Raw genomic sequence first — 13,375 nt, forward strand, 5'->3', positions numbered from 1 at the left:
GATGCTAATTCGCCCAAGTTGTATATGGTGCGTAGCGGCGCCTTTGAGGTGCGCGATCCTGAAGGCGTGCTGGTCGATAGAGTCGGCGAGGGGGAGTTTTTGGTTTTTCGACCTTGTTATCGGGGGAGAAAGTCGTCAACAAGGTCGCTATTCTCGAGACGGTTTGGTTTATCATTTGCCCCAAAGCTTGTTCGATCATCTCAGAAGCGAGAGCCGCAACTTCGATAAGTTTTTTACCCGCGCATTTGCTAAACGTTTACGTCATGAGGCTCGCTTTAAGGCGAAAGATCTGACAACCACTAGCCGGATCAGCACGTTAATGTCATCCGCGCCTATTGTTATTGATGCCCACGCGAGCGTGACGCAGGCGGCACTCTTAATGCGAAACAGCCGAGTGTCATCCCTGTTGGTAACGGATAATCACAAGCTAGTTGGGATTTTAACCGATAAGGATTTGCGTAACCGGGTATTAGCGGCGGGGCTCGACGGCCATATCGCAGTGCATCAAGCCATGACAGTTTCGCCGATCTCAATTTCATCCAATGCGTTGATTTTGAAGCCATGTTGCTGATGAGTGAGCATAACATTCATCACTTACCCATTATCGACCAAGATAAAGCTAATGGTGACCAGTACTGACATCTTGCGCGGGCAGGGCTCAACCGCGGCGAGATTTGAACAGCAGGGATCTTGCCAGTTTAATTAGCGTCAAAGCAAATTCCGCTGTTACTGCAAAATTTGATCAGTGCCGATGCCAGAGCCGAAGAAATTGGCCGAGTATTAACGTCAGTCACCGATGCGCTGACACGGCGATTAATCGTGCTCAATCAACAATTGCTCGGCGAGCCGCCCATGGCTTTTTGCTGGTTGGCGTTTGGCTCACAGGGGCGCCAAGATCAAGCGGCGTGTTCAGATCAAGATAATGGCCTGTTAGTCGCAGAAGAGATGGATGATTTTGCCAAAGGTTATTTCGATGCCTTAACCCATGCGGTGTGCGCTGGGCTTGACCAATGCGGTTATGAGTTTTGCCCCGGCAACATTATGGCGCAAAACCCACAGTGGCGAATGTCGCTTAAACAGTGGCAACAAGTATTTGAAAAATGGGTAATAACGCCCGAGCCTAAGGCGTTACTGCACGCCAGTATCTTCTTCGACATGCGCTCGTGTACGGCCCACAAACCTTATTTGATGCGCTGCAGGATAAAGTCTTGGCTCAAACCCGTGATAACGATATTTTCCTCGCGGGCATGACAGGTAATTCGCTGGGTCGCCACCGCTGGGCTTTTTCCGCAAATTTGTCCTCGAACGTGATGGCAGCGAAGTCAAAGGCATAGATTTGAAGCATAAGGGCAATGCTTTAATCAATGATATTGCCCGTGTTTATGCCCTGTCGGCAGGGATCAAAGAAGTGAATACTGCGAAACGTATCCGTGCCTTGATGGACGCAAACATTCTCAATCGTAAAGATGCGCTTAATCTTGCCGATGCCCACGAGTTTATCGCCCATATGCGGTTATCGAACCAAGGTTATCAGCATAATCTCGGGCTAGAGGTGAGTAATATCTGCTACCCGCGCATTTATCTTCGCTGGTTCGCCATCAGCTACGTGATGCCTTTAAAGTGGTACATGAGGCGCAGGCGGGGATGAAGATGAAGTTCATGCGAAGTTTTGATATGAATACACTGCTGCTGAAAACGAAACTTAATTGGCGGGCGCTACGTTGCCAACATCAGTTATTTAAGGGCTATTATCAATCGCTATTACCTCTGCTGGCGATGCCGTTATCCGAAGCACCTTTGGTGGCGATGGATTTAGAGATGACAGGTCTCAATCCGCAGCAAGATCAAATTCTCAGTATTGGCTTAGTGCCGATTGAGCGCGGCGAGATCCCTTTGGCGCGCGCCGAACAAAAGTTAGTGCAAATTCGCGGTAGTGTTGGCCAAAGCGCGACGATCCACGGGATCCTCGATAATCATCTGGTGCAGGCGGTGACGATTGAGGCAGCTATGGACTGGTTTATCAATCAAACCTATGGTCGAGTGCTGGTCGCGCATCATGCTCCGCTAGATTGTCGCTTTCTGCAGCATGATTTATTGGCGATTTATCATCAAGCCCTTGTCCTACCCGCCATTGATACACTCTTGCTTGAAAGGCATCGTTTGCTACGGGAACACTCAGTGATTAAAGAGGGCAGTTTGCGCCTTGGCGCTTGCCGCGAACGTTACGGTTTGCCCATTTATACTGCCCACAGTGCGTTGACCGATGCCTTAGCTTGCGGAGAATTATTATTGGCGCAAATGGCGGCCATGGGCGGGGCGGGGCAACTAACTGTGGCAGATTTATTGCGGCAATCGACTTAGCTGTTTCAGTTTTAACTCACTCTTTGTGGATGAGTTAATCGAGTTGGGGTGATGCTGTTTTACGCTGATTTAACTTTAATCTCACTCTGATTTCACTCTGATTTCATCTTAGGTTAATTACTGACAGGCTAGACTTGAAACCTAATCCTAAGCTTAACTTTAAAGCTTAAATTCAATGCCGCCAACTTGGCAATCCAACCAACTTGTACTTCACTCTAATAAACTGAGTGTGTAGGAGAACATGATGCCGTTACCTTTGCTTTGGATGGGCAGTGCCGTCATTGGCGCGGTTGTGTTGGCCGATGAGCGCGAGAAGCGTCAGCAACTTGAGCGCGACAGAGTACTCGGTAAGGCTCCTAAGTATCCCGTTGCCAATCGCGCTATGGTGGCGGCGCCGAGTCAATGGCAAAAGGGATTAAAACAAGTTGCGCCAATCCCAGGCAGTATCGTCTGTTGTTATGTTTTTGGCGTAATTGAACATACGGGTATCTGGCTGGGTGACGATTGCTTAGTGGAGTTACACGGTTCAGGGTTGGTGCGGGCAGTGTCGGTAAAGCGTTTCTTGGCGGGGCGAACGGGCAGCCAAATCTATCTTGCCTGTAATCATCTGCATCAACCGCTCATCGCCGATGCTGTGTTGACCCGCGCCGAGCAGGCGATTTATCAATATCGTGAGTACGATTTATTTGACAATAACTGCCATAGATTTGTCTGGTCTTGTATTAGTCAAAAGGGCGAAGAGGTGGTTAAAGGTTTTAATGAGTTAAATCAAAAACTCGCCGAGCATTTTAATCAAGGTATTTATTGGGATGAGATGATCATGACCAAGCTGAATGAATAAGTTTTGTCGTCATAAACTAAAAAAGCCATCGATTAAGATGGCTTTTTGTTTTAGTAAAACAAGATATTATCGTTTTGCAGAAACCGTTTACGGCTTACAAAAATAATCCACAGCGCGTTTAACTAACTCTATGCCCGTTTTATCGCAAGGCGGTAACTCGGCATCACTGATAGTGATAGGCGTCACGCGATCGCCCCATTGCAGCAAGAGTGCGGCAGAGGTTAAGCCGGCACCAAAGGCACAAGAGAGTATGGTTTGATTCGGCTTAATCACGCCTTGCTCTAACGCATCACAAATCGCAATTGGAATGGTTGCTGCCGAGGTATTGCCATAATTGGCAATGTTAACGAAGGCTTTTTCTTTCGGAATTTTCATCCGGCTGACTAAGGTATCGATAATGCGCTCGTTGGCTTGATGCGGGATCACAAGATCCACTTCATCTTTATCAACGCCACATTTTTCAAGCACTTTAGTGCTTAACTTGTTCATGCCGTTAATCGCGCGTTTGAAGATTTCTTGGCCATCGAATTCAATAAAGAAATCCAATGACTCGGCAGAGAATCTGTCCATCGCCGTACCAAAGCCAGCTTTAAGAATGTCACGACCTTCAGGATCGTTATTCAGCTCATAACCGAGCACGCCACCGGCAACATCTGTTGCTTCAACGACAACGGCACCTGCGCCATCACCGAATAACACGGCAGTTTCGCGGCGTGACCAATCTAAATAGAAAGAGAGACGCTCGGCACCAATCACCAATACTTTCTTGCTCTGGCCACTCTTGATTTGTGAGCTGGCTAAACCTAAGCCATATAAGAAGCCACTGCAGGCAGCATTGATGTCGAACGCGGCACAACTGGCGCCAATATTAGCTTGTACAGTTGATGCGATATTCGGGATCAAAGTGTCTGGGCTGGCGCTAGCCAGAATAATCATGTCGATTTCACTGCCATCGATACCGGCAGCTGCGAGCGCGCGTTGTGCTGCAACTGAAGCGAGTTCAGAGGTGTTAACATGACTGATATGGCGCTGGCTGATGCCGGTGCGATTTAATCCATTCGTCGGATGTCTCGATAAAGGTCGCAAGATCATCGTTGGTCAGCGTGGCTGGTGGAACACATTTGCCCCAACCTGTGATAGTGGCGTACTGCATGGTGGTTTCTCTCAAATAAAAAAGGCAGAACCTGAGCGCTGCCTTGAATCGACAACAAAGCTTATCGGCAACTCTAATGGCCGTCCGTGATCTAGACCACCTGTTTGGCGACAAGATCTCGAATTGTCATTGCGGCATGCAGAATATGATGACGCAGTAGCGCCGTCGCTTTTTCTGTTTCTCTCAGTTTGCAGTGGTTTGAGCAAAGCTCTGTGCTCATGCTCTGCAGCAGGAATCCCCCCGCGAGCAATAACTGCAAACGAATGTATCTATCACAATTAGTATTGAGGCCGTGAACAACCTCAAGGGTGTGTGGGCGATTAGCCGCCTGATATAAGCAAGTGTGAAATTGCGTATTCAACTCGCTCCAACTAGCAACGGCATCTTCATGTTTGAAGGCCGACTCCAATTGTTCGAGTACACGTTCTGCTTTTTCTAAATCAGCTTCTTGAAGCAGTGGGATCGCCTTAGCGAGCAGATCGGTTTCGATCATGGCACGTAATTCAAAAAGTTCGGTGACTTGCTCGACGGATAACACGGTCGCCGTTGCACCTTTATGGGGCTCAAACTTAACGAGTCCTTCGGCTTCGAGTTGCAATAAGGCTTCTCTCACCGGAATGCGGCTGACATTTAACGCTTCAGCCAACGCACTTTGTCTGAGTGGTTCTCCTGCGGCTATGTCACCTGAAAGAATTCTCTCTCTGAGCACTTCAACAACTAACTGGGTGCGGGTTTTGTGGACTATAGGCGTAGTTCGACTCATTATTTCCGTCTATTTCGGGTATTTTCTCGTTATCTGCCCAAGATTACCGTTAAAACACCACAAATAAAGGGGAATGCTTGATTGAGTGGTGCATCTTAGGGATTAACAATGCCCAAACGGCGAGGGTTTTGATGGTTTTAGCTCTCTCAATTATGCGCCTTTTCGGAAACAATCTTTAATGCGACAGCCATCATTTTCCTAAGTGCGCTGTTTATCTGCTGCAATGAAGTACTTCGACTCGACGATTAAATTAGGCTTAACAGTTAAACATTTTACCTGAGAGCGTTGATTTCGCACGATAAGGGCTATCTTGCATTGAGACTCTTGGGGCAAGGTGTTATCCGCATCGCGTCATAAGCATCACTAACGCTCAATTTAGCGCTAAAAGCACAACTTCGCGGTGCAATTTTTGATAATGAATGGAATAATAGCGCGATAACGCCTTAGGCGATTTTGGAGTATTACAGTGAGTCGAGCAGTATTTTTAGACCGTGATGGCGTGATTAACAAAGATCATGGTTATGTCCACTTAGTGGATGACTTCGAATATATCGAAGGTGTGTTTGAATCTTGCCTCTCTTTGAAGGAAATGGGCTACAAGTTAGTTGTCGTCACTAATCAATCTGGTATTGCCCGTGGTATGTATACAGAAGATCAATTCCACAGCTTAACTGAGTGGATGGATTGGAACTTTGCGGACAAAGGCGTTGAACTCGATGGTATCTACTATTGCCCGCACCATGCTGAAAATGGCATAGGGGAATATAAGGTCGACTGTGATTGCCGCAAACCTAAGCCGGGTATGCTCAATGATGCAGCGCAATTCTTGAAAATCGACTTAGCACTCTCAGTCATGGTTGGCGACAAAGCTGAAGATATGCAAGCAGCGAAAGCGGCTGGCGTGACCACACGTATATTAGTGCGCAGTGGTAAGGTTATTGCTGATGACAGTGATGCCACAGTGGTACTGGGCAGTATTGCCGATGTGCCAGCTTACTTAAAAAGCCTAGGCTAGTTGCTACGCTACTACTTATAAACAGATAAACATTTGCTGATAAGTTCATCTCAAGCAGCAACTATCATAGTAACCAGTAGCGCGAGTTGTCGCTCTTGTTGGATGAGAGTTTGCGTTAAAAGCGATCCAACATTTAATAAAGAGCTAACTAATAGGTTGGCTCTTGTCATTTCTAGCGCTGGGTTAACCTCATCTTTTGCCTTAATCCAGCAAAAATTCGAGAATATTGGCGTTAAAACACACTTTTAGTTTAAAAAGTGTGCGCTTGAATCGTTTTTCGTAATTATTCGCGCCAAAGGGGTTGCGGTAAAATCTGACATCCCTATAATGCGCATCCACTGACCCAGCGGGGTCAACGGTTAAACGCTGAATAAGCTGCTAACCATGCTCTTTAACAATTTATCAAGCAAATCTGTGTGGACACTCACAGGTGTTGAGTTAATCGAAACTGCTTAACCTTCGGGTTGGCAGTCAAAAATTTAAATCAACAATTCTTTCACGAGAGTGATGAGTGTTCATAGCAATATGTACAAAGACTTACTACTTATTTTCGAATAAATAGAAGTCGAACAGAATTCGTTGAGCCGCTGAAGTCGCAAGACGGAAGCAAAAAACTTTAATTGAAGAGTTTGATCATGGCTCAGATTGAACGCTGGCGGCAGGCCTAACACATGCAAGTCGAGCGGCAGCGGGAAGATAGTTTACTATCTTTGCCGGCGAGCGGCGGACGGGTGAGTAATGCCTAGGGATCTGCCCAGTCGAGGGGGATAACAGTTGGAAACGACTGCTAATACCGCATACGCCCTACGGGGGAAAGGAGGGGACCTTCGGGCCTTCCGCGATTGGATGAACCTAGGTGGGATTAGCTAGTTGGTGAGGTAATGGCTCACCAAGGCGACGATCCCTAGCTGTTCTGAGAGGATGATCAGCCACACTGGGACTGAGACACGGCCCAGACTCCTACGGGAGGCAGCAGTGGGGAATATTGCACAATGGGGGAAACCCTGATGCAGCCATGCCGCGTGTGTGAAGAAGGCCTTCGGGTTGTAAAGCACTTTCAGTAGGGAGGAAAGGTAATAGTTTAATACGCTATTACTGTGACGTTACCTACAGAAGAAGGACCGGCTAACTCCGTGCAGCAGCCGCGGTAATACGGAGGGTCCGAGCGTTAATCGGAATTACTGGGCGTAAAGCGTGCAGGCGGTTTGTTAAGCGAGATGTGAAAGCCCCGGGCTCAACCTGGGAATTGCATTTCGAACTGGCGAACTAGAGTCTTGTAGAGGGGGGTAGAATTCCAGGTGTAGCGGTGAAATGCGTAGAGATCTGGAGGAATACCGGTGGCGAAGGCGGCCCCCTGGACAAAGACTGACGCTCAGGCACGAAAGCGTGGGGAGCAAACAGGATTAGATACCCTGGTAGTCCACGCCGTAAACGATGTCTACTCGGAGTTTGGTGTCTTGAACACTGGGCTCTCAAGCTAACGCATTAAGTAGACCGCCTGGGGAGTACGGCCGCAAGGTTAAAACTCAAATGAATTGACGGGGGCCCGCACAAGCGGTGGAGCATGTGGTTTAATTCGATGCAACGCGAAGAACCTTACCTACTCTTGACATCCACAGAAGCCAGTAGAGATACAGGTGTGCCTTCGGGAACTGTGAGACAGGTGCTGCATGGCTGTCGTCAGCTCGTGTTGTGAAATGTTGGGTTAAGTCCCGCAACGAGCGCAACCCCTATCCTTATTTGCCAGCACGTAATGGTGGGAACTCTAGGGAGACTGCCGGTGATAAACCGGAGGAAGGTGGGGACGACGTCAAGTCATCATGGCCCTTACGAGTAGGGCTACACACGTGCTACAATGGCGAGTACAGAGGGTTGCAAAGCCGCGAGGTGGAGCTAATCTCACAAAAGCTCGTCGTAGTCCGGATTGGAGTCTGCAACTCGACTCCATGAAGTCGGAATCGCTAGTAATCGTGGATCAGAATGCCACGGTGAATACGTTCCCGGGCCTTGTACACACCGCCCGTCACACCATGGGAGTGGGCTGCAAAAGAAGTGGGTAGCTTAACCTTCGGGGGGGCGCTCACACTTTGTGGTTCATGACTGGGGTGAAGTCGTAACAAGGTAGCCCTAGGGGAACCTGGGGCTGGATCACCTCCTTACCTATACGACTAACTTAATGTTTGTTGAGTGTTCACACAGATTTGCTTGTTTATCTTCTCTTAGGAGAAGTCAGAGCTGAATGCGCCGCGAGCCGGTACGCATTGTTCTTTAACAATTTGGAAAGCTGATAGTATGTAACGTGATGATGTCTGTCGTCATGTTACTTACAAACCGATGTAAACGTGGAAACGTTTGCATCATGAGTTCTCAAACACTTTATTAAGTGTCTTGAATATTCAAAAGTAAATTATTCTTATTGAATAGTTTACGTCTAAGGCGCGTCCACTTCTTTGGTCAGAAGTGAGACAAGTAAAACCAAGCTGGTCGCAATGCGACTCAGGTGAGTGAAACTCATTTGGGTTGTATGGTTAAGCGACTAAGCGTATACGGTGGATGCCTTGGCAGTCAGAGGCGATGAAGGACGTAGTAACTTGCGAAAAGCGTTGGCGAGCTAGTAACAAGCATTTGAGCTAACGATGTCCGAATGGGGGAACCCAGCAGCATAAGCTGTTATCGCAACATGAATACATAGTGTTGCGAGGCGAACCCGGGGAACTGAAACATCTAAGTACCCGGAGGAAAAGAAATCAACCGAGATTCCCCTAGTAGCGGCGAGCGAACGGGGATTAGCCCTTAAGTCAGTGGGGTGTTAGTGGAATGTGTTGGAAAGCACAGCGGCACAGGGTGATAGCCCCGTACATGAAAACTAACCATTGATGAAAACGAGTAAGGCGGGACACGTGACATCCTGTTTGAATATGGGGGGACCATCCTCCAAGGCTAAATACTCCTGACTGACCGATAGTGAACCAGTACCGTGAGGGAAAGGCGAAAAGAACCCCTGTGAGGGGAGTGAAATAGAACCTGAAACCGTATACGTACAAGCAGTGGGAGCGGTTCTTGAGACCGTGACTGCGTACCTTTTGTATAATGGGTCAGCGACTTACATTTTGTAGCGAGGTTAAGCGAATAGCGGAGCCGTAGGGAAACCGAGTGTTAACTGCGCGTTTAGTTGCAAGGTGTAGACCCGAAACCCGGTGATCTAGCCATGGGCAGGTTGAAGGTTGAGTAACATCAACTGGAGGACCGAACCGACTAATGTTGAAAAATTAGCGGATGACTTGTGGCTGGGGGTGAAAGGCCAATCAAACCGGGAGATATCTGGTTCTCCTCGAAAGCTATTTAGGTAGCGCCTCGAGCGAATACCATTGGGGGTAGAGCACTGTTAAGGCTAGGGGGTCATCCCGACTTACCAACCCTTTGCAAACTCCGAATACCAATGAGTACTACTCGGGAGACAGACGGCGGGTGCTAACGTCCGTCGTCAAAAGGGAAACAACCCAGACCGTCAGCTAAGGTCCCAAAGTACTAGCTAAGTGGGAAACGATGTGGGAAGGCTTAGACAGCTAGGATGTTGGCTTAGAAGCAGCCATCATTTAAAGAAAGCGTAATAGCTCACTAGTCGAGTCGGCCTGCGCGGAAGATGTAACGGGGCTAAGCTAGTCACCGAAGCTACGGGTGCATTTCATTAGAGATGCGCGGTAGAGGAGCGTTCTGTAAGCCGTTGAAGGTGAAGGGGTAACCCACGCTGGAGGTATCAGAAGTGCGAATGCTGACATGAGTAACGATAAAGGGGGTGAAAAACCCCTCGCCGAAAGACCAAGGGTTCCTGTCCAACGTTAATCGGGGCAGGGTGAGTCGACCCCTAAGGTGAGGCCGAAAGGCGTAATCGATGGGAAACAGATTAATATTTCTGTACTTCCGCTAACTGCGATGGAGAGACGGAGAAGGCTAGGCTAGCGCGGCGTTGGTAGTCCGCGTTTAAGGTGGTAGGTTGATTTCTTAGGCAAATCCGGGGAATCGCACTTTAGTGTGCAGACTGAGAGCTGATGACGAGGTCCTAAGGGACTGAAGTAGTTGATGCCATGCTTCCAGGAAATCTTCTAAGCTTCAGGTTAGTGGGAATCGTACCCCAAACCGACACAGGTGGTCGGGTAGAGAATACCAAGGCGCTTGAGAGAACTCGGCTGAAGGAACTAGGCAAAATGGTACCGTAACTTCGGGAGAAGGTACGCTCCTGTTGGTGATGAGACTTGCTCTCTAAGCTGACGGGAGTCGCAGATACCAGGTGGCTGCAACTGTTTATCAAAAACACAGCACTGTGCAAACTCGCAAGAGGAAGTATACGGTGTGACGCCTGCCCGGTGCCGGAAGGTTAATTGATTGGGTTATCGCAAGAGAAGCTCATGATCGAAGCCCCGGTAAACGGCGGCCGTAACTATAACGGTCCTAAGGTAGCGAAATTCCTTGTCGGGTAAGTTCCGACCTGCACGAATGGCGTAATGATGGCCACGCTGTCTCCAGCCGAGACTCAGTGAAGTTGAAATTGCGGTGAAGATGCCGTATACCCGCGGCTAGACGGAAAGACCCCGTGAACCTTTACTATAGCTTGGCACTGAACATTGAACCTACATGTGTAGGATAGGTGGGAGACTTTGAAGTTGTGACGCTAGTCATGATGGAGTCGTCCTTGAAATACCACCCTTGTAGTTTTGATGTTCTAACCTAGGTCCCTTATCGGGATTAGGGACAGTGCCTGGTGGGTAGTTTGACTGGGGCGGTCTCCTCCCAAAGAGTAACGGAGGAGCACGAAGGTTGGCTAAGTACGGTCGGACATCGTACGGTTAGTGCAATGGCATAAGCCAGCTTAACTGCGAGACATACACGTCGAGCAGGTACGAAAGTAGGTCATAGTGATCCGGTGGTTCTGAATGGAAGGGCCATCGCTCAACGGATAAAAGGTACTCCGGGGATAACAGGCTGATACCGCCCAAGAGTTCATATCGACGGCGGTGTTTGGCACCTCGATGTCGGCTCATCACATCCTGGGGCTGAAGTCGGTCCCAAGGGTATGGCTGTTCGCCATTTAAAGTGGTACGCGAGCTGGGTTCAGAACGTCGTGAGACAGTTCGGTCCCTATCTGCCGTGGGCGTTGGATGATTGAAGGGAGCTGCTCCTAGTACGAGAGGACCGGAGTGGACGAACCGCTGGTGTTCGGGTTGTCATGCCAATGGCATTGCCCGGTAGCTACGTTCGGAATCGATAACCGCTGAAAGCATCTAAGCGGGAAGCGAGCCCTAAGATGAGTCATCCCTAGGAATTTAATTCCTCTAAAGAGCCGTTCGAGACTAGGACGTTGATAGGCATGGTGTGTAAGCGTTGTGAGGCGTTGAGCTAACATGTACTAATGACTCGAGAGGCTTAACCATACAACCCAGATGGGTTTTACTGAAAGCCTTAGACAGAATATAGACACTTAATGAAGTGTGAACTCAAACAAAGCAAATCAGCTTTCCGAATTATTATTAACGTGGTCCAGAGATGGACACGGTAATAAACAGAATTTGCTTGGTGACAATAGCCTTGTGGAACCACCTGATCCCATCCCGAACTCAGAAAGTGAAACGCAAACGCGCCGATGGTAGTGTGGGGTCTCCCCATGTGAGAGTAGGTCATCGCCAAGCGCCTAATTTAGGTTAACGTGCAAACGTTAGACTAAAGGAGCGGTAGTTCAGTTGGTTAGAATACCGGCCTGTCACGCCGGGGGTCGCGGGTTCGAGTCCCGTCCGCTCCGCCAAACATTTCGATAAGCCCTAACAGCAATGTTAGGGCTTTTTCGTATCTGGAATTTATCTATTTCTATTGTCGCGGCCGTCCCCGTCCAACAGCATCCCTGCTTAACTGCCCTGCTTAACAGCCCTGCTTAACACCCTGCTTAACAGCCCTGCTTAACAGCCCTGCTTGGCATCGCTACCTCACATTCGTCGGCGTAAAATTTAAATCTCAGCCTACTTTTTGTTTAAGTTCGTCCTGCTTATTAATATTATGTCTTTCACGCACAGAATTGCGCTTGTGCGTGACTTGGCAGTATTGACCTGTGACACTGATCTCGGACAAATTAAACGGTATAATGCCTTATGTCTTTCATGAGTAACGAAAATGAATTGTCGTCTTGGGTGGTGCTTGCTGTATTGCGCCTTCAATTAGCAGCAGTATTCCTGGTATGCCAAATGGTAAGGCTGCGGGTGAGCGTTGTGTGCAGCTGAGTGATGCCAATTTATGTTTGATCTTCGGCTCGCCCGATCGTCCCGCGGTTTGTAGTGATTTCGATGCATCGGAAGATGTATGCGGTCATTCGAACGAAGAGGCGCTTTGGTTGATTACCCAACTCGAAGCTCAAACCTCTCATTAAGTTTATCGCTGACAGGTGAAATATGCAGTTAACTCGTTATACCGATTTTGGCGTTCGAACCTTGATGTATTTGGCGGTTCAGCCAGACAGAACCACTTTATTTAGAATTGCTGAAATTACTCAGGTATTTGATCTGTCTCCAAATCATGTCTCTAAGATAGTGCATCATTTAGGCAAGATGGGTTACCTCGAAACCATTCGCGGCAAGATGGGCGGTTTCCGTTTGGGTAAGTCTGCGAGTGAGATTAACTTAGGTCAGTTAGTTCGGGTGTTAGAAAACTCGTTGGCGCCGATTGATTGCAGTAAACCTTACTGCCGATTCACGCCTGCCTGTAAGCTGAAAGGCGTGTTAGCACAAGCAGTTGAAGCCTATTTGAATGTGCTCGATCAATATACTCTGCTGGACATTGTGAGTAATCGTGATGAGTTACTTGCCTTGTTGCCTGACATGTCTATCTCAGTGTTACAGCTGGATTAGTTCCATTTTTGTGTGCAATGCCGATGGGGAGCAAGCTTGATGCAGGTACTAGATCAATCCCCTCGGTTTTAGTCTTTGTAGATTGGCCTTTAAGAAGCGCATGGTTTCTGGATAAGGATGGGCAATCGCCACTAGGCTACCTTGAGTATGTGCCTGACTTATCATTAAGTTAAATTGTCTTTCGAGTGCTTTGGCACTGGTATCATTGTCTAGAAACAGTTGGCGTTTTAATAACGGCACGCCCAACTGATCCGCTGTCTCTCCCGCCTTAGTGAACCTTGTTGTCATGCTATCGATAAAATACAGATGCTTTTGTTTGAGTGTTTCCATCACCCACAGCATAGGAGCATCG

5 protein-coding genes, 1 tRNA gene, 3 rRNA genes and 4 pseudogenes are annotated in these 13,375 nt (G+C 48.3%); 10 read left to right on the forward strand and 3 right to left on the reverse strand.

The window, feature by feature from the left end; genetic code table 11:
* From DYH48_RS00005 to DYH48_RS00015, 3 genes and pseudogenes are all read left to right on the forward strand, one after another.
* Positions 1-1,671, forward strand: a pseudogene (locus DYH48_RS00005) (DUF294 nucleotidyltransferase-like domain-containing protein); the annotation flags it as partial.
* 3 nt (positions 1,672-1,674) lie between these two features.
* A complete protein-coding gene (locus DYH48_RS00010) occupies positions 1,675-2,361 on the forward strand; it encodes an exonuclease domain-containing protein (RefSeq protein WP_115333714.1) in 687 nt (228 codons plus the stop codon).
* Between the two features lie 244 nt (positions 2,362-2,605).
* Positions 2,606-3,202 carry a lecithin retinol acyltransferase family protein gene (locus DYH48_RS00015; protein ID WP_115333711.1) on the forward strand — a complete coding sequence of 199 codons (597 nt, stop codon included), beginning with the start codon at positions 2,606-2,608 and terminating at the stop codon, positions 3,200-3,202.
* A gap of 87 nt (positions 3,203-3,289) precedes the next feature.
* On the opposite strand, the pseudogene DYH48_RS00020 reads toward DYH48_RS00015, so the two are convergent.
* Together DYH48_RS00020 and DYH48_RS00025 are read right to left on the reverse strand one after the other, a co-directional pair.
* Positions 3,290-4,355 (reverse strand): annotated as a pseudogene (locus DYH48_RS00020) (ketoacyl-ACP synthase III).
* A 91-nt stretch (positions 4,356-4,446) separates the two neighbouring features.
* Positions 4,447-5,118, reverse strand: coding sequence for a GntR family transcriptional regulator (locus DYH48_RS00025; protein ID WP_256613009.1), 672 nt, complete (start codon positions 5,116-5,118; stop codon positions 4,447-4,449).
* Positions 5,119-5,584: 466 nt separating this feature from the next.
* Between DYH48_RS00025 and gmhB the strand changes: the two genes are divergently transcribed.
* The 7 genes and pseudogenes from gmhB to DYH48_RS00060 all read left to right on the forward strand — a co-directional run bounded on the left by gmhB (position 5,585) and on the right by DYH48_RS00060 (position 13,023).
* Positions 5,585-6,133 (forward strand): D-glycero-beta-D-manno-heptose 1,7-bisphosphate 7-phosphatase, encoded by a 549-nt coding sequence (gmhB, locus tag DYH48_RS00030; RefSeq protein WP_115333712.1) that lies wholly within the window; start codon positions 5,585-5,587, stop codon positions 6,131-6,133.
* A gap of 617 nt (positions 6,134-6,750) precedes the next feature.
* Positions 6,751-8,292, forward strand: a 16S ribosomal RNA gene (locus DYH48_RS00035).
* A gap of 367 nt (positions 8,293-8,659) precedes the next feature.
* Positions 8,660-11,562 (forward strand): 23S ribosomal RNA (locus DYH48_RS00040).
* Positions 11,563-11,700: 138 nt separating this feature from the next.
* A 5S ribosomal RNA gene (gene rrf / locus DYH48_RS00045) occupies positions 11,701-11,817 on the forward strand.
* The 16S, 23S and 5S rRNA genes sit together here with 1 tRNA gene alongside, the layout of an rRNA operon.
* Positions 11,818-11,853: 36 nt before the next feature.
* Positions 11,854-11,930, forward strand: a tRNA-Asp gene (locus DYH48_RS00050).
* Positions 11,931-12,292: 362 nt separating this feature from the next.
* Positions 12,293-12,545 (forward strand): annotated as a pseudogene (locus DYH48_RS00055) (YkgJ family cysteine cluster protein).
* A gap of 22 nt (positions 12,546-12,567) precedes the next feature.
* Positions 12,568-13,023 (forward strand): Rrf2 family transcriptional regulator, encoded by a 456-nt coding sequence (locus DYH48_RS00060; protein WP_115333713.1) that lies wholly within the window; start codon positions 12,568-12,570, stop codon positions 13,021-13,023.
* On the opposite strand, the pseudogene DYH48_RS00065 reads toward DYH48_RS00060, so the two are convergent.
* A pseudogene (locus DYH48_RS00065) lies at positions 12,998-13,375 on the reverse strand (divergent polysaccharide deacetylase family protein); the annotation flags it as partial. The gene DYH48_RS00060 and the pseudogene DYH48_RS00065 sit on opposite strands and share 26 nt — an antisense overlap.

Source organism: Shewanella baltica (assembly GCF_900456975.1).
In the GTDB taxonomy this organism is placed as follows: Bacteria; Pseudomonadota; Gammaproteobacteria; order Enterobacterales; family Shewanellaceae; genus Shewanella; species Shewanella baltica.